Genomic DNA, 22,564 nt, shown 5'->3' on the forward strand with positions numbered 1-22,564 from the left:
TCCAGGTTTTATTTATGGCTTAAGCGACGCACCAGCACGTCGCCCAGCGACTGCACAATTTGCACAAACACAATCAGAATCAATACGACCGCGCCCATGACTTCGGGCAGAAAGCGTTGATAGCCATAGCGGATGCCGAGGTCGCCCAAGCCACCGCCACCGATCGCGCCCGCCATCGCCGAGTAGCCGACCAGGCTCACAAACGTAATGGTCAGGCCCGCGACGATCCCCGGCAGCGCCTCCGGCACCAGCACTTTGAATACTATCTGACGCGTCGTGGCACCCATCGCCTGCGCCGCTTCGATCAGGCCGCGATCGACTTCGCGCAATGCCGTTTCGACCAGCCGCGCGATAAAGGGCGCGGCCGCAATCGTCAGTGGCACCACGGCGGCGGCCGTGCCGATCGACGAGCCGACAATCGCTCGCGTGAACGGAATCACGGCCACCAGCAAAATGATAAACGGCGTCGAACGCACCGCATTGACGACGATGCCCATGCCACGGTTCAAGGCCAGATTCTGCAGCACGCCTTCGCGATCGGTCAGATACAGCACTACGCCCAGCGGAATCCCGAAGACCGCGCCGATCAGGCCGGAGATCCCGACCATCACCAGCGTCTCCCAGAACGACTGAACAAACATGCCGGACATTTCAGTCAACATAATTGATCTCCTCGACCACTACGCCCTGTTGCCGCAAAAACGCGATCGCCTCGGCCACCTGAGTGGGCTCACCGCCCGCCAACACGGCGAGCGAACCGAACGCTTGCCCCTGGATTTCATCGATCTGGCCGTGCAGGATATTGAAATCGAGCTCATAGCGCCGAATCGTCTCTGAAAGAATCGGTTGGTCGACACCCGAACCGCTGAAGGCCAGCCGCAGCAAATGGTCGCGTCCGTTACCGAGGCGCGACTGAACGCGCTGTTTCATGGCCGGCGGCAAATCCTGCGCGATCACATCGCCGATCAATGCGCGCGTCACCTCATGATGCGGTTGCATGAACACTTTCAGCACGGTGCCCTGCTCCACCACGCGCCCGGCGTCGAGCACCGCGACCTGGTCGCACACCTGCTTGATGACGTCCATCTGATGGGTAATCAGGACAATCGTGAGGCCCAGTTCGTGGTTGATTTTCTTCAGCAAATCCAGAATCGAACGCGTTGTTTCCGGATCGAGCGCCGAGGTGGCCTCGTCCGAGAGCAGTACCTGGGGCTTGCTGGAGAGCGCGCGTGCTATGCCCACACGCTGTTTCTGGCCACCGCTGATCTGCGCGGGGTAGCGATCTTTCTGAGCGCTCAGGCCCACCAGTTCCAGCAAGGGCAGCACCGTCGAGTTGATCTGCGTGCGACTTGCGCCCGCGAGCTCGAGCGGCAGCGCCACGTTATCGAAGACGGTGCGCGACGAGAGCAAATTGAAATGCTGGAAAATCATGCCGATTTCGCGGCGCGCCTGACGCAAGCCCTCGGCGTTCAGCGCCGTCAAGTCTCGTCCGGCGACGATGACGCGCCCCTCACTGGGGCGGGTGAGCAAATTGATGGTGCGCACCAGCGTGCTTTTGCCCGCGCCGCTGCGGCCGATGATGCCGAACACCTCGCCGGACGGAATGCTCAGGCTGACATCGCGCAAGGCGTCGGTCCAGCCGCGCGGTCCTGCAAAACGTTGCGAGATATGCTCAAGTTCGATCATGGAAAATGAAACGGCGGCACGAGCGACTCGCATAGGCGCTCGGCCACCGTCGATTTAATTCGTTAGCGGAGCGCAATTCTACCAAGCGCCGCGCGCCATTCGAAATAACCATTTGCGATTGGCTTATATCGCGCGGAAAGGGTTGCGCGACTAATCAGGGTTACGAAAGGAAGCGATGCGGCTTGACATGGGCCGGCCTGTCGTGCAGCACGGAGCATTCGCTATGGATTGCTCACCACACGTTGATCATCGCGGGTTGTCACCACTTCGGCGGCCGCTTTTCCAGAAACGCCTGCGTGCCTTCCAGCGCCGAGTCGTCCATCATATTGCAGGCCATGGTCTGGCCGGCCAATTGGTACGCGGCTTCAATGCCCATCTCGAGTTGCCGGTAAAACAGTCCTTTACCGGCTTCGATAGCGCTGCGCGGCTTGTTGCAGATACGCTGCGCCAGCGCGGCGACCTCACTGGCCAAGGCGTCCGGCGCCGCGACGCGATTGATCAAACCGCGATCGCAAGCCGTCGGCGCATCGATAAAATCGCCCGTCACCAGCATTTCAAAAGCCTGCTTGCGCGAAATATTGCGCGACAAGGGCACACTAGGCGTCGAGCAAAACAGTCCGAGATTGACGCCTGACACGGCGAACCGTGCATCCGAAGCCGCGACCGCAAGATCGCACATGGCCACCAGTTGACAACCCGCAGCGGTCGCAATGCCATGCACCTGGGCAATCACCGGTTGCGGCATGCGCTGTATTGTCAGCATTAGCTTGGAGCACTGCGTGAACAGCGCCTGGTAGTAAGCCTGCGACGGCTGCGCGCGCATTTCAGCCAGGTCATGGCCTGCGCAAAAGGCGCGGCCCGCACCGGCCAAGATCACCACCCGGGCAGGAGAAGCCGCCACGCTGTCGAGTGCGTGTTGCAGCTCGGTCAGCAGCGCTTGCGAGAGCGCATTCAACGCATTCGGCCGGTTCAGGGTAATGCGCACTGCACCCGCTATACCGGATACGTCCGTTTCGATCTGCAGCAACGCGTAGTCGTTATGCAGGCGCCGCGTTTGCGTTGCGGTTTGCGCTTTCGCGATCTGTTCCATTGCCGGGCTCCTCAAGCGTCTTTCGCCGGTATCGACGCGGCGAGTTTGCGCAGTTCGAATTTCTGTATCTTGCCGGTCGAGGTCTTCGGCAACTCGCAGAACTCGATCGCGCGCGGCACCTTGAAACCCGCCAGATGCAGTTTGCAATGGTCGATCAGATCTTGCGCCGTGACTTGCGCGCCGTCCTTCAGTTCGACGAACGCACACGGTGTCTCGCCCCAACGCTCGTCAGGTTTGGCAACGACCGCCACAGCGAGTACGGCCGGATGGCGATACATCACGTCTTCGACTTCGATGCTGGAGATATTCTCGCCACCGGAAATGATGATGTCCTTGCTGCGATCCTTGATTTTTAGATAGCCGTCCGGATAACACACCGCGAGATCGCCGGTATGAAACCAGCCGCCGGCAAACGCCTCTTGCGTCGCCGTGGGATTTTTCAGATAGCCCTTCATGGCGATGTTGCCGCGAAACATGATCTCCCCCATCGTTTCACCATCGGACGGCACCACCTCCATCGTGTCGGGATCGCGCACGCACACCGCATCCTGCAAGTGATAGCGCACGCCCTGCCGTGAATTCAGGCGGGCCCGCTCGCCGATCTCCAGTTGACTCCAATCGCCATGCGACGCGCACACGGCAGCAGGCCCGTAGGTTTCGGTCAAACCATAGACGTGGGTCAATTCGAAGCCCAGCCCCTCCATGCCTTCTATCATCGCTGCAGGCGGCGCCGCGCCGGCCACCATTGCGTGCACGCGGTGCGCAATGCCCTCTTTGAGCGGTGCGGGGGCATTGACGAGCAGATTATGGACAATCGGTGCCGCACAATAATGGCTGACCTGTTCACGCCGGATCAGGTCGAAAATCGTGGCCGCGTCGACCTTGCGCAGGCAGACGTTCACGCCCGCGCGCGCCGCCACCGTCCAGGGAAAGCACCAACCGTTGCAGTGAAACATCGGCAGCGTCCACAGATACACGGCGTGCTTGGGCATGTCCCACTCAAGCACGTTGCTGATCGCGTTGGTGTACGCGCCGCGATGGTGGTAGACCACCCCTTTGGGATTGCCGGTAGTGCCTGAGGTGTAGTTCAAACAAATCGCCTGCCACTCATCGGCGGGCCGCAGCCACGCGAACTCCGGGTCGCCCGCGGCAATGAAATCTTCGTATTCGATTTCACCGACGCGCGCTCCCGCGCCGTGATATTCCGGATCGTCGACATCGATTACCAAGATCGGCCGCTCCACCATCGCCAGTGCGGGCCGAATGACAGCCGCGAATTCGCGGTCGACCAGCACCGCTTTTGCCTCACCGTGATTGAGCATGAACGCGAGAGTCTGTGTGTCGAGCCGGGTATTGAGCGTGTTGAGCACCGCGCCCGACATCGGCACGCCAAAATGCGCCTCGACCATCGCCGGAATATTCGGCAGCATCACGGCCACCGTGTCGCCCACGCCTAGCCCGCGTTGCGCCAGGGCCGAAGCCAGTTGACGCGACCTTGCATACGTCTGCGCCCAGGTACGGTGTATTGCGCCATGAACCACCGCTGGGTAGTCCGGATAAACTGCCGCGCTGCGCTCGATAAAGCTCAGTGGCGTGAGGGCGACAAAGTTGGCCGGATTCCGGTCGAGTCCTTCCGCGTATAGATCGGTCATCGCAACTCCCGCACCGCATTAAGAGAACTTCAGATGTCGGCCAGCGCCTTGAGATGGGCCACCACGCTACGGCCCAGCGCCGAGAGGTTGTAGCCGCCTTCGAGGCAACTGACGATGCGTCCGTGCGCATACCGCTCGGCGAACTGTTTAAGTTGAGTGGTCAGCCACGCGTAATCGGCCTCGACCAGCGCCATGCCGCCCAAGTCGTCTTCGCGGTGAGCATCGAAACCCGCGGAGATAAACAGCATTTCCGGCCGGAATGCCTCCAGCTCCGGCAACCAGATTGTCTCGAACACCTCGCGCACCGCCGGCCCCGCCGTGCGCGCCGGCAGCGGCACGTTGATCATGTTGGGGGCGACATTCTGGGTGCCGCTGTGCGGGTAGAAGGGATGCTGGAAAAAGCTGCACATCAACACACGCGGATCGTTCGCAAACGCCGCTTCGGTGCCATTGCCATGATGAACGTCGAAGTCGATCACGGCGACGCGTTCAAGACCATGGACTTCCAGCGCATGTCGCGCCGCAATCGCTACGTTGTTGAACACGCAAAAACCCATCGCACGCCGCGGCTCGGCGTGATGGCCCGGTGGGCGCACCGCGCAAAATGCGTTGTCGAGTTCGCCCGCCAGCACCGCATCGGTGGCAGCAACCGCCGCTCCCGCGCCGCGCAGTGCAGCCCGCAGCGTGTAGGGATTCATCATGGTGTCGGGGTCGATTTCCGCCCGCCCCGATTGCGGACTGAGTTCGCGGATGAAATCGACATGCTCCTCGGAGTGCACGCGCAGCAGATCGGCGTCCTGCGCCAATGGCGCTTCGCGACGCACGAGCAGCGCGTCGATGCGGCTTGCGATCAGTTGATCTTCGATCGCCTGCAGGCGTGCCGGCGACTCAGGGTGCCATTCGCCCATGTCGTGCAACAGGCAATCCGAGTGGGTAAAGAAACCAGTAGCCATATGAGCCCCTTGCACCCGCCAGATCGACGCACGACGCCAGCTTGGCCTCATTGCATTCCGGCACCGGGATTGTCGAGCGTGTAGCGAAAAAGCATCGCCCGCACAGGAACAAATTACCGGCGCGGTCGATTGGCGATCGCGATCTCCGTTTATGTTTTATAGGTAATGCCTGATGCTATAAATTACCACAGCGCCGTCGGTTATACTGCCTCACACTCTTCTGACTAACCCGAATATGGTCCAAGCCATCGCGAATATGACCGTCACGCGTTTCTTTTCGGGGCACGCAACCGCCCGTATCCTCTTCAAACTCGCATTCGCCACGGTTCTTGCGCAAAGTGTCGCGGCGCTGGCCCAGGCGCCGGAAAATGCCCCTCCTACTTCGCCCACCACGGGACAACCCCAGGTGTTCGAAGAAGAGATCGTGCCGCAGCGTTATGTGGGTAATCCGGGCGTCGAGCGCTTTATCAACGACATGGTTGCGCGTTACGATTTCGATCCGGATGCACTGCGCAATCTGTTCGCCCGTGTCAGCTATTCGGCCAGCGCCGTCAAGCTGGTGACGCCCGCGGCCGTACCCGGGCAGAAGAACTGGCGCGCCTATGAGGCGCGGTTTATCGAGCCGATCCGGATCAATGCCGGCGTCAAGTTCTGGCGCGATAACCAAGCGACTTTGCAGCAGGTCTCCGCACAAACCGGGGTGCCGGCCAAAATCATTGTCGGGATTATCGGCGTGGAGACCATCTACGGCCGCTATATGGGTAACTTCAGGGTGCTCGATGTGCTGACTACCCTGGCGTTCAGCTATCCCGACACGCCCAATCGCGACGAACGGCAGGCCACGTTCCGCAAGAATCTCGAGGACTATCTGGTTTGGACCCGCAACGCGGGAATCGATCCCACTACGCTGATGGGCTCGTATACGGGCGCTATCGGCATCCCGCAATTTCTGCCCAGTAGCATCCTTCAGTATGCGGTGAGTTTCAGCGGCAGCGGGCCGGTCGATCTGCGCGGCAATCCGGCCGATGCGATCGCCAGTGTGGCGAATTATTTGAAACAGCAGGGCTGGGAGCCGGGACGTCCTGTGGAATGGCATCTGCGCGACGACCCCGGTAGCATTGGCATCGCGCAGGCTGCGGCCGACGGTCAAGTGACGCCGCATTGGCAGCTCAGCCAGTTGCTGCGGGCCGGGATGCTACTTGACGAGCCGAATACACGGGTTGCCGATGAACTTAGCACGCCCGTTACGGTGGTCGATTTGCCGAGCCCCGGACGCGCGACCGAATATCGGCTCGGACTGCAGAATTTTTATGTGCTGACCCGCTATAACCGCAGTTTCTTCTATGCGCAGGCGGTCTATGAGCTGGCGCAGCAGGTTGATGCGCGGATGCAGGTGCAGGCGATGTCCCCGGGCGGAGCGCCAAACTCGGTGAGCCCGCAACCGGGCGTGCCGAACACACTGCCGCCGCCGACCTATAAGGCCGCGCCGATGGGCTCGGGCGCAACCGGCGCGGGTTCTATGGGTTCGGGTTCTATGGGTTCGGGTTCAACGCGTTACGCGCCAAACGCGCCGATGCCGGCGTCCCAGTAAGGCACTCCTGAGTTGCCTGCCCACCGGGACAGGCAACTCAGGCACGTCATCCGTCAGGCCGGGAACACGCCGGTCGACAAGTAGCGATCGCCTCGGTCGCAGACGACAAAGACGATTGTCGCGTTTTCGACTTCACGCGCAACGCGCAGCGCAATTTCGCATGCGCCCGCCGAAGAGATTCCGCAGAAGATCCCTTCCACAGCCGCCATTTTCCGTGCCATCGATTCGGACGCCGACTGGCTTACGCTTTCGATGCGATCGACCCGGCTACGATCGAAAATTTTCGGCAGATAAGCTTCCGGCCATTTGCGGATGCCGGGGATACGCGACCCGTCCTCGGGCTGCGCACCGACGATCTGGATCTCCGGGTTCTGCTCTTTCAGATAATGCGATACCCCCATGATGGTACCCGTGGTGCCCATCGCCGAAACGAAGTGCGTCACCCGTCCCTCGGTTTCGCGCCAAATTTCCGGCCCGGTGCTTTCGTAGTGGGCCAGCGGATTATCGGCATTGGCAAACTGATCGAGGATGATGCCGCGCCCTTCGCGCTGCATTTGATCGGCCAGATCGCGCGCATATTCCATACCGCCCTTCACCGGCGTCAGGACGATTTCCGCGCCGTAGGCCGCCATGCTTTGACGCCGTTCGAGCGAGAGGTCCTCGGGCATGATCAGGATCATTTTGTAGCCGCGGATCGCAGCCGCCAATGCCAGCGCAATGCCGGTATTGCCGCTGGTCGCTTCAATCAGCGTATCGCCGGGTTTGATGCGGCCGCGCAATTCCGCCTGCTTGACCATCATGATCGCCGGACGGTCCTTGACCGAACCCGCCGGATTGTTGCCCTCGAGCTTGCCTAGAATCACATTGTTACGACGGCGGATTTCATCGTCAGGAATTCGCACCAGCTGCACGAGCGGCGTGTTGCCGATCGTGTCTTCGATAGTTTTATAGCTCATGGCTCACCAGGGAAACTACTACGTCGTGGGGCATCCGAAAGCACAGCGTTGTTGACTGTCGCGAGCGCAATTCGGTTGGATACTCCCGATTGTAATGCAGCGGCTGGGTGAGCGTCTTGATGCGGCAGACGCGGTGATAAACCCGATGGCTAAGCCGGTGGAAGACGCGGCGGCAGATCCAGCGGCATAAGTTGGCGGTTTGACCCGACCGCATGACCCCGGCGGCATGCCCCCGCGGCTCACGCCGCATGCAAAAAGCCCGCAGCGCGTGCTGCGGGAATCCGTCACCTGAAACGACGGCTGAAGGAGCCGGCCCCGTGCTCGACGACGTGAGGCAAGAGTCAATGGCTCATGGCTCATGGCCCATAGCCCATAGCCCATAGCCCATAGCCCATAGCCCATAGCCCATAGCCCATAGCCCATAGCCCATAGCCCATAGCCCATAGCCCACGCTGCCACAGACTAACCGGGTCTCACAGAATTATTCACGGAGTTATTTTTTGCCACCCACATTTTTACCGGCGGCACGCGCGTCGGACTCGGCAGGCGCAGCACTTTTGCCTTTGGCTGCTGCGTCTGAGGCCTCGCCGATTGCAAGGCCTTGCGCTTCGAGTTTGCTCAGCGATTTCGCACCCAGGCCTTTGACGCGGCTGGACAGGTCGTCCGCGTCCTTATAGGGACCGCGGTCGGTGCGTTCTTTGACGATGGCACGAGCCGTGGACGGCCCGATGCCTTTCAGATCCTGCAACTGCGCTTCAGTTGCAGTGTTGACATCGACAGCGGCCCAAGCGCCCCAGACAGGAACCAGCAGGGCCAATAGCACGACGATTTTTTTCAGCATGAGGACTCTCCATGAACAGGTTCGGATTTGTGCCTCGCACGCGCCTGGCAAGGCATGCGAGACAACTGAACGAGTCCTCAATGTAACGCGCAGGGTACGCCGCTTACAGCTGGCCGATCAGCCAATGTACGTAATGCTCGACGCCCTGCTCCACCGTCAGGAAAGGTGCGGTGTAGCCGGCCGCCCGCAAGTGCTGCGGATCGGCTTGAGTGAAACATTGATACTTGCCGCGCAGCGCATCCGGGAAGGGGATGTATTCGATCAGCCCCTGCTCGACCAACGCCTCGAGCGACAGCGGCGCTTTGCCCTCGGTCGCTCGCAAGGTATTGATCACGCTCTTGGCGATATCGTTGAAAGGCTGAGCACGGCCCGTACCTAAATTGAAAATACCTGAACGCTCGGGGTGATCCAGAAAGTCCAGTTTGACTTTCACGACGTCTTCGACCGAAATGAAATCGCGAGTCTGCTGACCGCGTTCATAGCCGTTGTATTCCGCGAACAACTTCACTCGTCCGTCGGCGCGAAACTGGTTGAAGTTGTGAAACGCGACCGACGCCATGCGCCCCTTGTGAGACTCGCGCGGCCCGTACACATTGAAGTAGCGAAAGCCCGCGATCTGGCTGGCGGTACCGGGCATGATGCGTCGCACACGCTGGTCGAACAGGAACTTGGAATAACCGTACACGTTCAGCGGCCGCTCGCACTCACGCTCTTCGCGGAAAACGTCCGAGCCGCCGTAGATGGCAGCCGACGACGCATACAGGAATGGCACGCGTTGGGCGAGACAAGCGTCGAGCAACTCGCTGGAATAACGATAATTGTTATCCATCATGTAGCGGCCATCGGTTTCCATCGTGTCCGAGCAAGCACCTTCGTGAAACACAGCGCGCACGGTGCCGAAGTCGCCGCGTGCGAAACGGGCGACAAATTCTGTTTTATCGAGGTAGTCGGCTATCTCGCAATCGACCAGATTGCGAAACTTGTCGGCGTGCGTCAGGTTATCGACGGCGATGACATCGCGTTCACCGCGATCGTTGAGCGCTTTGACAAGGTTGCTGCCGATAAAGCCGGCTGCGCCGGTAACGATGATAGTCATGAAACTTCCTTTATGCCGGAAACAACTCGTCATACGTGACGGTCGCCGTACCCAGCTTGCCGACAACGATCGCGCCGGCCCGATTCGCATACCCCACTGCGTCAACCAGCGCTACACCGCTCGCCAGCAGCGTCGCTACCGTCGCAATCACCGTGTCGCCAGCGCCCGAAACATCATACACTTCGCGTGCTTCGGCCGGCGCATGCAGCACGCCTTGATCGCTGTAGAGCGACATGCCCTCTTCCGAACGCGTCAACAACAAAGCGGAAAAATCGAGCTCGCGGCGCAACGCATGGATGCGCTTTTCGAGATCGGCTTCGGATTGCCAGCGCCCGATCACCTCACGCAGTTCGGTACGGTTCGGCGTAATCAGCGATGCGCCCCGATAACGCTCCCAATCGTCGCCCTTCGGGTCGACCAGCACGGTTTTGCCGGCGCCGCGCGCGCTTTCGATCATGCGCGTCACATGCGTCAACCCGCCTTTGGCGTAATCGGATAGCAGAATCACGTCGTAGTCGGGCAGCAAACCGTCGAAATGGGCGAGACCGGCCAACAATACTTCGTGATTGGGCGTGTTCTCGAAATCGAGGCGCAACAACTGCTGCTGCCGCGACAGCACGCGCAACTTGATCGTGGTGGGCAGGTTCGGATCACGCTGCAGATGCGCCTTGACCTGGCTTTCCTGCAGCAGCTCGACAATGCGTTGCCCTGGTTCGTCCACGCCCACGACGCATAACAGCCCCGCGTGCGCGCCGAGCGCCGCCACATTGCATGCCACATTGGCTGCGCCACCAAGCCGCTCCTCCGTGCGCTGCACATGTACGACCGGAACCGGCGCTTCGGGCGAAATACGGTTGACGTCGCCGAACCAGTAACGGTCCAGCATCACATCGCCGACGATCAACACGCGAGCCGCGGCAAGCTGCGCACGCGGCACGACCGGCACACCGGGCACACCCGGCAAAAGGCTGGCGACACTCATGCCGGAGCTCCGGCACCTTCAACGTTGGCGCGGCCAATCGCATAATATTCAACGCCCAACTCGGTCATCGCAGCCGGCTCGTAAAGGTTGCGTCCATCGAATATCAGAGGCGTGTTCAGTTTCTGTTTGAGCAATACGAAGTCGGGGCTCTTGAACGCCTTCCATTCGGTGACAATCACCAGCGCATCGGCACCATCGAGCGCTTCCATCTGCGTTTTCGCAAACCGCAAGCGAGCTTGTTGCTCGGGCCGATCCTGCAAATCCAACTCGAAGACGCGCCGCGCTTCATTCAGCGCAACCGGATCGTAGGCACTCACCGAAGCGCCGCATTCGAGCAACGCGGCGATCAGCGGCCGACTTGGCGCTTCGCGCATATCGTCAGTATTGGGCTTGAATGCGAGACCCCAAACCGCAAAGTGCCGCCCCGTCAGATCGGTGCCCAAGCGGCGCTTGATCTTGTCCACCAACACCTTCTTTTGCGCATCGTTGACGGCTTCGACCGCGTGCAAAATATGCAGATGCTGGTCGTACTCGCTCGCCGTGCGCACCAGCGCCTGGACATCTTTGGGGAAACAGGAGCCGCCGTAGCCGCAGCCGGCATACAGAAAGTCGTAGCCGATGCGCGGATCCGAGCCGATACCGCGACGTACCGCTTCGATATCGGCCCCTACGCGGTCAGCCAGATTGGCCATTTCGTTCATGAACGAAATGCGCGTCGCCAGCATCGCGTTGGCCGCGTACTTGGTGAATTCGGCCGAACGGACATCCATGTACATCGTGCGTTCGTGATTGCGGTTGAACGGTGCGTAGAGCCGTTTCATTTTTTCGCGTGCCAGTTGACCGAGTTCGTCCTCGTCGCAACCAAGCACGATCCGGTCCGGACGCATGAAATCGTCGACAGCCGCGCCTTCCTTCAGAAACTCCGGATTGGAAACCACCGAAAACACGTGGCTCGCGCCGCGCTGCTTGAGCTCGTCGGCGATTGCCGCGGTAACGCGCCCCGCCGTGCCGACCGGCACGGTCGATTTATCGACGATGACCTTGGTGCCGCTCATGTGGCGGCCGATATTGCGGGCGGCCGCCAACACGTATTGCAGGTCCGCCGAACCATCTTCATCGGGCGGCGTGCCTACGGCGATGAATTGCACCTCACCGTGGGCAACACTGGCGGCGACATCGGTAGAAAATTGAATTCGCCCAGCGGCACGGTTGCGGATAATGATTTCCTGCAAGCCCGGCTCATGGATAGGCACACCGCCGTTGTTCAGAATCTCGATCTTGTGCGGATCGACATCCAGACAAAATACGTCGTTACCGAGCTCGGCAAGGCAAGCGCCTGTGACCAGACCCACATAACCCGTGCCAATGATGGTGATTTTCATATAAATTCAGCTTGAAGAAAAACGTGATTTTAAACCGTCGCGGTGACTTTTCAGGCGACGTTCGCAATCGGCTCGACCCGCCGCGGCGCGTAGGTTTCCCAGCCGCTGCAACCCGGGCATTGCCAGTAAAACAGCCGAGCCCTGAAACCGCAGCTTTGGCAGGTATAGCGCGGTAGATTCTTGGTCCGTTGAAATACCAGGTTACGCATCAGTTCGAGCTCCGAGCGGAGCGGCTCTTCGGCATGCGCGATTTGAGCGTCGAACAACCGGATCATGCCCGCAGCGGTCGGCGACTTTTGCATCTGCGTACGCGCGAGCCTATGCGCGGCGTCGCTGCCGTGCAATGCCGACACATACTTGAACGCCACATCCAGCAGATCCGTGGAAGGATATCGATCGATATAGTCTGCGAGCATTTTAGCCCCGTCAGCCTCGCGCCCGATCGCCTGGTAACTTTGCATGATGCGCTCGGCCACCAGCGGCAGATATTGCGGGTTTTGCTGCTCGACGCGTTCCCAATACGCGAGCGCCGCCGTATGGTCGCCTGCGGCCTGCTCGACTTCGCCCAGCAGGATGGTGGCACGCACATTGCCGCTATTGGCTTTGAGCGCGCGGCCGAGTTCGGTGCGAGCCTGATCGGGCTGTTTGGCCTGTAGTGCCTCTTGTGCAAGCTCGCAATAAAACTGTGCGATTTCCTTGCCGTAGGACTGCACGCCCGCATTTTGGAGGTCGGTCGCCGAGCTAATGGCCCGGCGCCAGTCTTTCTCGATCTCGAAAATTGTCAGCAAGGCGCGTTGCGCACCCACCGCGTAAAGCCCAACGCTGATTTCCTTGAACGTTTCTTCCGCACGGTCCAGCAATCCGGCCTTGAGAAAATCCTGGCCCAATTCATAGAGCGCGTGATCGCGTTCGTTGGTGGGAAGATCGGCGCGTTTGAGTAAATTCTGATGGACCCGGATTGCGCGTTCCGTTTCACCGCGTCGGCGAAACAGATTGCCCAATGCGAAATGCAGTTCGGTCGTTTCAGGGTCGAGCTTGACCACTTCGATAAAAGCATCAATGGCTTTATCGGGCTGCTCGTTGAGCAGGAAGTTAAGGCCGCGAAAATAGGAGCGCGGGAGATTGGCGCTTTCCGACAGCAGATTCTTCAAATCGAAGCGCGCGGCCATCCAGCCTAGGCCGAAAATAACGGGGATAAGAAGCAGCCACCAGTAATCTAGATCCATGAATGCTTGAGCAGCCCGTACGCGTGCGCGAGATCCAATTCAATCGCTGGCGCACTGCCGGGCATGGCTTGGTAGAACATCGGTTAATAAGATTCAACGCAGATTCAACGCGGACTCAGCGCGGACCTCACGCGCGAACTTCGTGCGCGAGCCCTCGGGCACTCACATTAACGGCGGCTGTTGATCGGGAACCACGACCGTCGTGCGCGTCTTCTTCAATTCACGCTTCAGACGTCCGTTTTCCATCTTGTGACGAAACAACGCGGGGGCAGCAGACAGCAATCCCGCAAGCAAACCCGCCGCGAAGAACGCGAACCCAATAAGAATCAGCGGCGCAATCCACACGTGCCCCAAAAACAGATTCAGCGTCGCATCTTGGGTGTTGTTAAGCGCTAGCACCAACAACACCAGAAGCACCAGAATTCGGATCAGCCAGACGAAAAACCTCATGCTCGAGACTCCGTAGTTGCCCATGGGGACGAATGGGGAATCGTATGCGCATGACACCAAGCGCGCCTAGAAAGGCTAAAGGGGCTTTGTGCGACGCCCTTCTACAGACCCTCTATTGTAAAGGAAAGGACTGCTATTTCCCGAGACAGCCACACGAGCGGCAGAATCCACAAATAAAAAAAGCGCCCGCTGGCGCTTTTTTCTTTCAACAAGATACAGCGTGACATCCTAGGACGTCAGCCCGCTTCACGTATCGTCGCTCACGCTATCCGGTTTCAATGGCTCGCCTGCCCGCCGATCGACGCGTTCACGCAACTCCTTACCCGGCTTGAAATGCGGCACGAATTTCTCCGGCACCAGCACTTTCTCGCCCGATTTCGGGTTGCGCCCAACACGCGAAGGACGGCGGTTCAGCCCAAAGCTGCCGAAACCGCGAATCTCGATACGATGGCCTCGGGCAAGTGCCTCGGACATCGCGTCGAGCATCGTCTTCACCGCGAAATCCGCGTCCTTGAGGACAAGTTGCGGAAATCGCGTTGCCAGATGAGCGACCAATTCGGATTTGGTCATAGATCGCGCGCCAGCGAGCCGGTCTTACTGGCTCTGCCCGTCCAACTTGGCCTTCAACAGCGCGCCAAGATTGGTCGTACCGCTGGCTGCCGAGCTGTCCGATTGCAGTTTCTGCATCGCCGACTGCGTCTCTACCGCATCTTTTGCCTTGATCGACAGGTTGATACCGCGCGATTTGCGATCGATGTTGATGATCACAGCATTCACGGTTTCGCCTTCTTTCAGGACGTTGCGAGCATCTTCGACGCGGTCGTTGTTGATTTCCGACGCGCGCAGATAACCTTCCACTTCGCCCGACAGAACAATCACAGCGCCCTTCGCATCTACCGTCTTGACGGTGCCGGTCACATGCGCGCCCTTGTCGTTCATTGCAACGTAGTTGCTGAACGGATCGCCATCGAGCTGCTTGATACCGAGCGAAATACGCTCTTTCTCGACGTCGATGCCAAGCACGATGGCTTCGACTTCGTCGCCCTTCTTGTATTTGCGAACCGCTTCTTCGCCGGTTTCCGTCCACGACAAGTCGGACAGGTGAACCAGGCCGTCGATGCCGCCCGGCAGGCCGATGAACACGCCGAAATCGGTGATCGACTTGATCCCGCCCGACAGCTTATCGCCCTTCTTGTAGTTGCGGCTGAAGTCGTCCCATGGGTTCGGCTTGCACTGCTTCATGCCCAGGCTGATACGACGACGGTCTTCGTCGATTTCCAGAACCATGACTTCGACTTCGTCGCCGAGCTGAACCACTTTGCTCGGGGCAACGTTCTTGTTGGTCCAGTCCATTTCAGACACGTGCACGAGACCTTCGATGCCCGATTCGACTTCAACGAATGCGCCGTAGTCCGTGATATTGGTGATCTTGCCGAACAGGCGCGTGCCCGACGGGTAACGGCGCGAAATGCCTTCCCACGGATCGTCGCCCAGCTGCTTGATACCCAGCGAGACGCGGTTCTTTTCCTGGTCGAACTTGAGGATCTTCGCGGTAACTTCCTGGCCCACCGTGAGCACTTCGCTCGGGTGACGCACACGACGCCATGCGATGTCGGTGATGTGCAGCAAGCCGTCGATGCCGCCGAGGTCAACGAATGCGCCGTAGTCGGTGATGTTCTTGACCACGCCTTCAACGATTGCGCCTTCCTTCAGCGTTTCGAGCAACTTGGCGCGCTCTTCACCCTGAGTCGCTTCAATCACGGCACGACGCGACAGCACAACGTTGTTGCGCTTGCGGTCGAGCTTGATGACGCGGAATTCGAGGGTTTTGCCTTCGTACGGGGTGGTGTCCTTAACCGGACGCGTATCGACCAGCGAACCGGGCAAGAATGCACGGATGCCGTTGACCATGACGGTCATGCCGCCCTTAACCTTACCCGTGATCGTGCCGGTAACGAGTTCGTTGTTATCGAGCGCTTTTTCCAGCGACAGCCACGAAGCGAGACGCTTCGCTTTGTCACGCGACAAAATCGTGTCGCCATAGCCGTTTTCCAGCGCATCGATGGCAACCGACACGAAGTCGCCAGCTTGCACCTCAACTTCACCCGCGTCGTTCAGGAATTCTTCGAGCGGAATATAAGCTTCGGATTTCAGTCCCGCATTCACGACCACGAAATTGTGGTCGACACGCACGACTTCGGCGGAAATAACTTCGCCTGCGCGCATGTCTTGGCGGGACAACGACTCTTCGAAAAGAGCCGCAAAAGATTCGGTATTCGGAGTAGAGGTTTGAAGGTCGGACATAAAGATCGAAAGTTGTACGTCAGGAGCGCCTGCTAATGGCTGGAAGGCCGTAACACTCACTGTCATACGGGGTTAAGGGTTAAAAACACATTCCGCACGCACGACCAGGCGGAACACTACGGGTACGGCAACAGGTACTGACTGCTTATTTACGGCTTATGGTGTATCCCATGCCCACGGGTCAACGCTTCAAACCAGCCGATCACGGTAATGACGGCTTCATCGACTGACAGCGCCGATGTATCGAGCGTAATGGCGTCGTGCGCGGGCTTCAAGGGAGCGGTTGTGCGGCTGCTGTCGCGCGCATCGCGTTCCCGCAAATCCTTGAGCAGGTTTTCAATATTAGCAGAAAAACCTTTTCCGATCAATTGCTTATACCGCCTCTCGGCACGTGCCTCGGGGCTCGCGGTCAGAAATACCTTGAGTGTCGCGTCGGGGAAGATCACCGTGCCCATGTCCCGCCCGTCGGCCACCAGCCCGGGTTCGGCACGAAAAGCCCTTTGCCGGGCCACCAGTGCGGCTCGCACCGGGCCGTGCACCGCCAGCGCCGAAGCGCGGTTGCCGATGGCCTCGGCACGGATTTCGTGCGCAACGTCGTGGCCCTCGAGCAACACCGCATCGCCCCGGAACGCGATTTGCAGATTCCCGGCCACCTCGGCTAGCGCATCGATTTGCTCAATGGCGATGTGATGCCGCGTGCTCGCTAACGCGGTCAGTCGGTAAAGCGCACCGCTGTCCAGGTAGTGGAACCCTAATTCATCGGCGACTCGCTGGGCCACCGTGCCTTTTCCCGACGCGCTAGGACCGTCGATGGTGACGACTGGCGCGGGGGTGGTGGCTGAGTAGTGAGTGACCACGCTCATAGCGAACCCTGAGCTGAGCCGGCGATCGTCAAAAAGCGCTCGAAATAGTCTGGAAACGTCTTGGCGACGCAGCTCGGGTCGTTGATCGTGATCGACACGCCGCCCAAGCTGGCGAGCGAGAAGCACATCGCCATGCGGTGGTCGTCGTAAGTATCGATGGCGGCGCCGCCCAGCAACACGGCGGGAGGCGTGACCCGCAGATAGTCGGCGCCCTCCTCGATGTGCGCGCCGAGCTTGCGCAATTCGGTGGCCATCGCGGCGATCCGGTCGGTTTCCTTGACTCGCCAGCTGGCGATGTTGCGCAACGTCGTGGTGCCGTCGGCGAACAGGCCGGCAATCGCCAAGGTCATCGCGGCATCCGGAATCAGATTGCAATCGAGATCGAGCGCGGTCAATCGGCCGGTTTCGCGATCGACACCACGCACTTCGATCCAGTTCTCGCCCATCATCACGTTGGCGCCCATTTGGTTCAGCGCCTCGGCAAACTTCACGTCACCCTGGATGCTGCTGCGCCCCACCCCTTCGACCCGCACCGGGCCGCCGCCGATAGCGCCGGCGGCGAGAAAATATGACGCAGAAGAAGCGTCACCTTCGATCGAAAAACGGCCCGGCGTATGGTAATGGGCGCCCGCGGGCACCTGGAAACGGGCCCAGCCGTCACGTTTCACCTCGACCCCGAACCGCTCCATCAAGCGGATCGTGATTTCGACGTAAGGCTTGGAGATCAATTCGCCTTCGATCTCGATCGTCGCACCGTTCGCGGCAACCAGCGGCAGCGCCATCAAAAGCGCCGTCAAAAACTGACTGGATACGTCGCCACGTACACGTAGCGGGCGTTCGACGGCGAGTTGCGCCGGATGAATGGCCAGCGGCGGAAAGCCCGTCTGGCCTAAATAGTCGATATGGGCGCCCACTTGGCGAAGGCCGTGGACCAGATCGCCAATCGGCCGTTCATGCATGCGCGACACGCCGGACACCCTGTATTCGCCGCCGCTCATCGCCAATGCGGCCGTGAGCGGGCGCACGGCTGTGCCAGCATTACCCAGGAACAGATCGGCCGCTTTGACCGGAAACACGCCGCCCACGCCGCTGACGCGGTATTGCTCGCCGTCCTGTACCCGGTCCCGCACCCAGTTCACGCCCAACGCCTTCAACGCATCGAGCATGACGCGCGTGTCGTCCGACTCCAGAAGGTTATCGATTACCGTCGTACCGTCCGCCAGGGCGGCCAGCAAAAGCACGCGGTTGGAAATGCTTTTCGAGCCGGGCAGACGAACCACGCCAGCGGCACGATCGAACGGTCCTAAATCCAGTGTTTTCATTGAGCTATCGATCGTTATTCTGAAAATTTGTCGCCGGTGTCGGAACGTGGCTTGGTAACGCCAGCCGCGGATAAAGGCTCAGTAGAGACCGCGCTTGAACCGGATGCGAAACCTGCACCTGAATCCGCGCTTGAACTCGCTATACCGCCCGCAGCGGCGCCGGAAGCGGCCTGGCGCTCGCCCCAGGAGGAACGTGCGGCGCTGGCGCGCGCGAACAACGCGTTCATTGCGCCCTCGTCCCCTGCTGCAATCAAGCCCCGCAGTTCATCGAGCACCGTGCGGTAGCCGTCGATTTCCTCAAGCAGTGCAACGCGGTTCGCCAACGAGATATCCCGCCACATTTCAGGGCTGGCCGCGGCAATCCGGGTGAAATCGCGAAATCCGCTGCCCGCATAATTCAACCTATGCGCGGAGTCGGCACTACGCAAGATATGTTCGAGAAAACTGAACGCCAGCATATGAGGCAGATGGCTGACCGTAGCAAAAACCGCGTCATGCTCAGCCGCGCCCATCTGTGCAACGTTTGCGCCGGCAGCCGTCCACATGGCGGCAACACTCGCGATGGAGGCTGCAGCGTTCTCGGGCAACGGGCACAACACGACATTGCGCCCAACGTATAAATCGGCGAGCGCGGCGTCCACACCGCTCGCCTCGCGGCCCGCGATAGGATGAGCCGGCACGAATTGGCCGACCTTGGCCCCGAGAGCCAGACGCGCAGCGGCGACGGCGTCCGATTTGGTGCTGCCGACATCGGTCACGATGGTGTGCGGCGCCAGCCACGGCGCCAGACCCTGCAGCAGTGGCAACGTCTGTGCGACCGGGGCCGCACAAATGATGCAGTCTGCGCCCGTGGCTGCGGCCCTGAACACGTCAGGATCATTCAGCGCCAGGGCCTCGTCGATCACACCCAACTCCCGCGCTCGGGCAAGCGACGTCGCCGTGCGTCCGACCCCGACCACCGTGCCCGTCCACCCCGCGCGCCGCAAAGCCAGCGCCAGCGAGCCGCCGATCAGGCCGACCCCGAAAATGACTATTTTGTTGAAAGAGATAGTCTGCACAGTCGGGCCTTATTCAGCCCGGGGGTACGAACCCAGGATCTTGATAAAGGCGGCGGTGTGTTCGAGTTCAGCCAATGCAGCGACCAGCGGCGAATTGTCCCGGTGCCCTTCGAGGTCGATGTAAAAATAATAGTCCCACGTGCCGCTGCGGGCGGGACGCGACTCAAAGCGCGTCATCGACACGCCATGTCGGGCCAATGGCTCGAGCATGCGGAACAACGCACCCGGCTCGTTCTTGACCGACAAGATCAGCGAAGTCTGATCCCGCCCGCTGGGTGCTGTAGGCACGCCGCCAATCACCACAAAACGGGTGCGATTGTGCGGGTCGTCCTGGACCATGGGATAGGCAATCTGCAAACCATAACGAGACGCAGCATGTTCACCCGCCAACGCGGCGATCGTCGCATCGCCCGCAGCGAGCCGTGCCGCCTCCGCGTTGCTCGAAACCGCGCGGCGTTCGAGTTGCGGCGCGTGCGTCGTCAGCCAGCCCTGGCACTGCGCGAGTGCTTGCGCGTGCGCGCAGACCGTGGTGACGCCATCGAGCGTGCCGTTCAAGGTCATCAGGTTGTGTTGGATCGGCAGCGCCACCTCGCCCGAAATCGTCAGTGGCGATTGCAGCAGCAAGTCCAAGGTGCGCGAGACCGCGCCTTCGGTGGAGTTTTCTACTGGCACCACACCAAAATCTGCGGCTCCTGCATCGACCGCACGGAATACTTCGTCAATCGACGGACAAGGCACACCTTGGGTGGAATGGCCAAAATGCGCACGCATCGCAAGTTCGCTGTACGTGCCCTCCGGCCCCAGGAATGCCGCGCTGAGGTTTTTCTCGAGCGAGCGGCTGGCCGCCATGATTTCGCGCCAGATCATTGCGATATGGTCGTCGCGTAATGGTCCGCGGCTCGCGTTCTGCAGGCCGGCAATCACCTGCAGTTCGCGTTCCGGGCGAAAAACCGGCGCGTTCAGATGTTTTTTGACTTCGCCCACTTCCAGCGCCACTGCGGCGCGCTGGTTCAGCAAAGCAAGCAACTGCGCGTCCAGCGCATCAATGCGCGCGCGCAAAGGCAGCAACTTCTGGTTGAGCTCGGCATCCGCCGCAGCGGACAGCTCGGATTTAGGTTCTTGGTTCATGCAGTCGTCAAAAAAAGGATGGCGGGGCCACGTTACGCGTGGCGTTGCTCGAATTCCTTCATGTAATCGACCAGCGCTTTAACGCCTTCGATGGGCACCGCGTTATAGATCGATGCCCGCATGCCGCCGACGGACTTATGGCCCTTCAGCTGCAACAACCCGTGCGCTTGCGCGCCGGTAAGAAACTCGGTATTCCGGCTTTCGTCAGCCAGATAAAACGGTACATTCATGCGTGAGCGGAACGGCCGCGCCACGCGATTGATATAAAAATCGCTCGCGTCGATCGCGTCATACAACAAGGTCGCTTTTGCGACGTTGATGCGCTCCATTTCCGCCAAACCGCCCAATTGCTTGAGCCATTTGAATACTAGGCCAGCAATATAAATTGGAAATGTCGGTGCGGTGTTGTACAGGGAATTATTCTGGGCTACGGTGCGCCACTCGAACGCGCTGGGGCAAATCGGCAGCGCGCGATCGAGCATATCGTCACGCACGATCACGACGGTCAAGCCGGCGATCCCCGCGTTTTTCTGCGCGCCGCCATAGAGCGCGCCAAATTGCGTCACGTCCATCGGACGCGACAGCAGGTGCGAAGACACATCCGAGACCAGCGGAATCGCGCCAAAGTCCGGAATCTCGAACATCTCGACACCGCTCACGGTCTCGTTGGAACAGATGTGGACGTAGGCCGGGTCGGTGGACAATCGCCACTGATCGAACGCCGGGACATGCGTGTAGTTGCCTTCGGTCGACGCGGCGATGTTCACGCGTGTGTAGCGAGCGGCCTCTTTGGCCGACTTCTCCGACCACGAGCCCGTGACAACATAATCGGCAGTGTCGTGCTTGCCGAGCAGATTCATCGGCACCAGCGCGTTTTCGGCCAGCGCGCCGCCTTGCATGAATAAAATACGATAGTTAGCCGGAACCTGCAGCAGTTCGCGCAGATCGGCCAGCGCCGTCTCGTGAATCTCGGTGAACTCACGACCGCGATGGCTCATTTCCATCACGCTCATCCCACAGCCGCGCCAATCGAGCATTTCTTCGGCAGCCTGCTGCAATACTTCCACCGGCACGGCAGCCGGACCAGGTGAAAAATTGAACGCGCGCATGGGTTCTCCGCGTAAAGTCTTTTGAAAAAAACGAAACGCCGGCTGGTTGCGCCGGCGTTTTTTTATAATCGTGGCGAACTGCGTGCCGCCAAAGCAGCTCAGCCGCGATGCAGCTCACCGATTATTGCATCTGCTGAACTGCTGTGCTTGATACGGTACCCGCCGAACCGCGACGAGTACCCAAGCGCCAATTACTTGGCCGGCTTGACGTCAGCCACTTCCTTGTCAGCTTCTGCACGCGTCGATTGAATCGATTGCGGCATGTAACGTTGCATCAAACCGTTCACGATATCGCGGCCAACCTGGTCTTGAACCTGGATGAACTTGCGGCCGGTCGTGCTGCGATAGAACGCCGTCAGATCCTTGATTTCAGCCGTGGTGTAGTACTTGCCGTAGGCGTCGTACTGAGCCTGAATCGCGTCCTTGTGGAATTGATCCGATTGGAACACGGTACCCGCATCGTTCACCAGCTTGGGCACGGTGTTCTTCTGCAGCGCCGGCACCGAAGCTTGCTTCTGCTTGTCGGTGAGCGTCTTGTTTTCGGTCAATGCATCCGACAGGATCGCCGGCACCAATTGCTTGGCTTGCACTTGTGCGCTATTAGCAATGGCGCCCACCAGCTTGTCCGCGTCGATCGAGGTCAGCAGATCCTTGATGGCGGCTTGCTTGTCCGAATCCATCGGGCCGGCGGCAACCGGAGCCGACTGATCGGTCAGAGCTTGTGCCATAGCCAGGGTCGGTACGAACAGCGCCAGCATCATCCATTGTTTAAATCGTGTTTGCATCTTCGCTCCAAGAGAAATCAGTTCAACATCCACCGCAAATTCACGCTGTGCGGTTGCGTGCGGCGACCATTTTAAGGGATATGTTTCGTT

At 59.9% G+C, this 22,564-nt stretch carries 21 protein-coding genes; 1 reads left to right on the plus strand and 20 read right to left on the minus strand.

Going from position 1 to position 22,564, the window contains the following annotated elements:
* Nucleotides 1-8: 8 nt before the first annotated feature.
* The 5 genes from GSQ77_RS03470 to GSQ77_RS03490 all read right to left on the minus strand — a co-directional run bounded on the left by GSQ77_RS03470 (nucleotide 9) and on the right by GSQ77_RS03490 (nucleotide 5,381).
* Nucleotides 9-662, minus strand: a complete 654-nt coding sequence (locus GSQ77_RS03470; protein WP_158899093.1) for a methionine ABC transporter permease — start codon at nucleotides 660-662, stop codon at nucleotides 9-11.
* Entirely contained in the window at nucleotides 652-1,686 is a 1,035-nt protein-coding gene (locus GSQ77_RS03475) for a methionine ABC transporter ATP-binding protein (RefSeq protein ID WP_158899542.1), read from the minus strand. Before GSQ77_RS03475 ends, GSQ77_RS03470 begins: the two co-directional genes overlap by 11 nt.
* A gap of 259 nt (nucleotides 1,687-1,945) precedes the next feature.
* Nucleotides 1,946-2,776 (minus strand): enoyl-CoA hydratase, encoded by an 831-nt coding sequence (locus GSQ77_RS03480; RefSeq protein WP_158899095.1) that lies wholly within the window; start codon nucleotides 2,774-2,776, stop codon nucleotides 1,946-1,948.
* An 11-nt stretch (nucleotides 2,777-2,787) separates the two neighbouring features.
* The gene (locus tag GSQ77_RS03485; RefSeq protein ID WP_158899097.1) at nucleotides 2,788-4,428 is read right to left on the minus strand and encodes an acyl-CoA synthetase; all 1,641 of its coding nucleotides are present in this window, start codon (nucleotides 4,426-4,428) and stop codon (nucleotides 2,788-2,790) included.
* A 29-nt stretch (nucleotides 4,429-4,457) separates the two neighbouring features.
* Nucleotides 4,458-5,381 carry a histone deacetylase family protein gene (locus GSQ77_RS03490; RefSeq protein ID WP_158899099.1) on the minus strand — a complete coding sequence of 308 codons (924 nt, stop codon included), beginning with the start codon at nucleotides 5,379-5,381 and terminating at the stop codon, nucleotides 4,458-4,460.
* A gap of 235 nt (nucleotides 5,382-5,616) precedes the next feature.
* Here GSQ77_RS03490 and mltB point away from each other — a divergent pair, with 235 nt between their 5' ends.
* The gene (gene mltB / locus GSQ77_RS03495) at nucleotides 5,617-6,972 is read left to right on the plus strand and encodes a lytic murein transglycosylase B (protein WP_158899101.1); all 1,356 of its coding nucleotides are present in this window, start codon (nucleotides 5,617-5,619) and stop codon (nucleotides 6,970-6,972) included.
* 53 nt (nucleotides 6,973-7,025) lie between these two features.
* On the opposite strand, the gene cysM is transcribed toward mltB, so the two are convergent.
* From cysM to GSQ77_RS03570, 15 genes are all read right to left on the minus strand, one after another.
* Complete coding sequence (gene cysM / locus GSQ77_RS03500; protein WP_158899103.1) at nucleotides 7,026-7,928, minus strand: cysteine synthase CysM; 903 nt, start codon at nucleotides 7,926-7,928, stop codon at nucleotides 7,026-7,028.
* Between the two features lie 493 nt (nucleotides 7,929-8,421).
* The gene (locus tag GSQ77_RS03505) at nucleotides 8,422-8,769 is read right to left on the minus strand and encodes a helix-hairpin-helix domain-containing protein (RefSeq protein WP_158899105.1); all 348 of its coding nucleotides are present in this window, start codon (nucleotides 8,767-8,769) and stop codon (nucleotides 8,422-8,424) included.
* A 103-nt stretch (nucleotides 8,770-8,872) separates the two neighbouring features.
* Complete coding sequence (rfaD, locus tag GSQ77_RS03510; protein WP_158899107.1) at nucleotides 8,873-9,865, minus strand: ADP-glyceromanno-heptose 6-epimerase; 993 nt, start codon at nucleotides 9,863-9,865, stop codon at nucleotides 8,873-8,875.
* Between the two features lie 10 nt (nucleotides 9,866-9,875).
* Nucleotides 9,876-10,847 (minus strand): D-glycero-beta-D-manno-heptose-7-phosphate kinase, encoded by a 972-nt coding sequence (gene rfaE1, locus GSQ77_RS03515; protein ID WP_158899109.1) that lies wholly within the window; start codon nucleotides 10,845-10,847, stop codon nucleotides 9,876-9,878.
* On the minus strand, nucleotides 10,844-12,229 hold the full coding sequence (locus tag GSQ77_RS03520) for a UDP-glucose/GDP-mannose dehydrogenase family protein (RefSeq protein WP_158899111.1): 1,386 nt from the start codon (nucleotides 12,227-12,229) through the stop codon (nucleotides 10,844-10,846). Before GSQ77_RS03520 ends, rfaE1 begins: the two co-directional genes overlap by 4 nt.
* Nucleotides 12,230-12,279: 50 nt before the next feature.
* A complete protein-coding gene (gene lapB / locus GSQ77_RS03525) occupies nucleotides 12,280-13,455 on the minus strand; it encodes a lipopolysaccharide assembly protein LapB (RefSeq protein ID WP_158899113.1) in 1,176 nt (391 codons plus the stop codon).
* A 162-nt stretch (nucleotides 13,456-13,617) separates the two neighbouring features.
* Nucleotides 13,618-13,905 carry a lipopolysaccharide assembly LapA domain-containing protein gene (locus GSQ77_RS03530; protein ID WP_158899115.1) on the minus strand — a complete coding sequence of 96 codons (288 nt, stop codon included), beginning with the start codon at nucleotides 13,903-13,905 and terminating at the stop codon, nucleotides 13,618-13,620.
* A 246-nt stretch (nucleotides 13,906-14,151) separates the two neighbouring features.
* Nucleotides 14,152-14,475 carry an integration host factor subunit beta gene (locus tag GSQ77_RS03535; RefSeq protein WP_158899117.1) on the minus strand — a complete coding sequence of 108 codons (324 nt, stop codon included), beginning with the start codon at nucleotides 14,473-14,475 and terminating at the stop codon, nucleotides 14,152-14,154.
* A gap of 24 nt (nucleotides 14,476-14,499) precedes the next feature.
* On the minus strand, nucleotides 14,500-16,275 hold the full coding sequence (gene rpsA, locus GSQ77_RS03540; RefSeq protein ID WP_174246385.1) for a 30S ribosomal protein S1: 1,776 nt from the start codon (nucleotides 16,273-16,275) through the stop codon (nucleotides 14,500-14,502).
* A gap of 83 nt (nucleotides 16,276-16,358) precedes the next feature.
* The gene (gene cmk / locus GSQ77_RS03545) at nucleotides 16,359-17,072 is read right to left on the minus strand and encodes a (d)CMP kinase (RefSeq protein WP_158899121.1); all 714 of its coding nucleotides are present in this window, start codon (nucleotides 17,070-17,072) and stop codon (nucleotides 16,359-16,361) included.
* On the minus strand, nucleotides 17,069-18,394 hold the full coding sequence (aroA, locus tag GSQ77_RS03550) for a 3-phosphoshikimate 1-carboxyvinyltransferase (RefSeq protein WP_158899123.1): 1,326 nt from the start codon (nucleotides 18,392-18,394) through the stop codon (nucleotides 17,069-17,071). Before aroA ends, cmk begins: the two co-directional genes overlap by 4 nt.
* Nucleotides 18,395-18,408: 14 nt before the next feature.
* The gene (locus GSQ77_RS03555; RefSeq protein ID WP_158899125.1) at nucleotides 18,409-19,452 is read right to left on the minus strand and encodes a prephenate dehydrogenase/arogenate dehydrogenase family protein; all 1,044 of its coding nucleotides are present in this window, start codon (nucleotides 19,450-19,452) and stop codon (nucleotides 18,409-18,411) included.
* Between the two features lie 9 nt (nucleotides 19,453-19,461).
* The gene (gene pheA, locus GSQ77_RS03560) at nucleotides 19,462-20,580 is read right to left on the minus strand and encodes a prephenate dehydratase (protein WP_158899127.1); all 1,119 of its coding nucleotides are present in this window, start codon (nucleotides 20,578-20,580) and stop codon (nucleotides 19,462-19,464) included.
* A 32-nt stretch (nucleotides 20,581-20,612) separates the two neighbouring features.
* Nucleotides 20,613-21,689 carry a 3-phosphoserine/phosphohydroxythreonine transaminase gene (serC, locus tag GSQ77_RS03565; protein ID WP_158899129.1) on the minus strand — a complete coding sequence of 359 codons (1,077 nt, stop codon included), beginning with the start codon at nucleotides 21,687-21,689 and terminating at the stop codon, nucleotides 20,613-20,615.
* 191 nt (nucleotides 21,690-21,880) lie between these two features.
* On the minus strand, nucleotides 21,881-22,474 hold the full coding sequence (locus tag GSQ77_RS03570; RefSeq protein ID WP_158899131.1) for a DUF2059 domain-containing protein: 594 nt from the start codon (nucleotides 22,472-22,474) through the stop codon (nucleotides 21,881-21,883).
* Between the last annotated feature and the right edge of the window lie 90 nt (nucleotides 22,475-22,564).

Source organism: Burkholderia sp. L27(2015), from assembly GCF_009765705.1.
Taxonomy (GTDB): domain Bacteria; phylum Pseudomonadota; class Gammaproteobacteria; order Burkholderiales; family Burkholderiaceae; genus LMUX01.

What these genes read in the sequence shown, in the direction of transcription:
- GSQ77_RS03530 (WP_158899115.1), bottom strand. Translation starts at nt 13,905, where the DNA reads ATGAGGTTTTTCGTCTGGCTGATCCGAATTCTGGTGCTTCTGGTGTTG.
- lapB (WP_158899113.1), bottom strand. Translation starts at nt 13,455, where the DNA reads ATGGATCTAGATTACTGGTGGCTGCTTCTTATCCCCGTTATTTTCGGC.
- cmk (WP_158899121.1), bottom strand. Translation starts at nt 17,072, where the DNA reads ATGAGCGTGGTCACTCACTACTCAGCCACCACCCCCGCGCCAGTCGTC.
- rfaE1 (WP_158899109.1), bottom strand. Translation starts at nt 10,847, where the DNA reads ATGAGTGTCGCCAGCCTTTTGCCGGGTGTGCCCGGTGTGCCGGTCGTG.
- GSQ77_RS03470 (WP_158899093.1), bottom strand. Translation starts at nt 662, where the DNA reads ATGTTGACTGAAATGTCCGGCATGTTTGTTCAGTCGTTCTGGGAGACG.
- GSQ77_RS03520 (WP_158899111.1), bottom strand. Translation starts at nt 12,229, where the DNA reads ATGAAAATCACCATCATTGGCACGGGTTATGTGGGTCTGGTCACAGGC.
- mltB (WP_158899101.1), top strand. Translation starts at nt 5,617, where the DNA reads ATGGTCCAAGCCATCGCGAATATGACCGTCACGCGTTTCTTTTCGGGG.
- aroA (WP_158899123.1), bottom strand. Translation starts at nt 18,394, where the DNA reads ATGAAAACACTGGATTTAGGACCGTTCGATCGTGCCGCTGGCGTGGTT.
- GSQ77_RS03535 (WP_158899117.1), bottom strand. Translation starts at nt 14,475, where the DNA reads ATGACCAAATCCGAATTGGTCGCTCATCTGGCAACGCGATTTCCGCAA.
- GSQ77_RS03505 (WP_158899105.1), bottom strand. Translation starts at nt 8,769, where the DNA reads ATGCTGAAAAAAATCGTCGTGCTATTGGCCCTGCTGGTTCCTGTCTGG.
- serC (WP_158899129.1), bottom strand. Translation starts at nt 21,689, where the DNA reads ATGCGCGCGTTCAATTTTTCACCTGGTCCGGCTGCCGTGCCGGTGGAA.
- rfaD (WP_158899107.1), bottom strand. Translation starts at nt 9,865, where the DNA reads ATGACTATCATCGTTACCGGCGCAGCCGGCTTTATCGGCAGCAACCTT.
- rpsA (WP_174246385.1), bottom strand. Translation starts at nt 16,275, where the DNA reads ATGACAGTGAGTGTTACGGCCTTCCAGCCATTAGCAGGCGCTCCTGAC.
- GSQ77_RS03570 (WP_158899131.1), bottom strand. Translation starts at nt 22,474, where the DNA reads ATGCAAACACGATTTAAACAATGGATGATGCTGGCGCTGTTCGTACCG.
- GSQ77_RS03475 (WP_158899542.1), bottom strand. Translation starts at nt 1,686, where the DNA reads ATGATCGAACTTGAGCATATCTCGCAACGTTTTGCAGGACCGCGCGGC.
- GSQ77_RS03480 (WP_158899095.1), bottom strand. Translation starts at nt 2,776, where the DNA reads ATGGAACAGATCGCGAAAGCGCAAACCGCAACGCAAACGCGGCGCCTG.
- GSQ77_RS03490 (WP_158899099.1), bottom strand. Translation starts at nt 5,381, where the DNA reads ATGGCTACTGGTTTCTTTACCCACTCGGATTGCCTGTTGCACGACATG.
- pheA (WP_158899127.1), bottom strand. Translation starts at nt 20,580, where the DNA reads ATGAACCAAGAACCTAAATCCGAGCTGTCCGCTGCGGCGGATGCCGAG.
- cysM (WP_158899103.1), bottom strand. Translation starts at nt 7,928, where the DNA reads ATGAGCTATAAAACTATCGAAGACACGATCGGCAACACGCCGCTCGTG.
- GSQ77_RS03485 (WP_158899097.1), bottom strand. Translation starts at nt 4,428, where the DNA reads ATGACCGATCTATACGCGGAAGGACTCGACCGGAATCCGGCCAACTTT.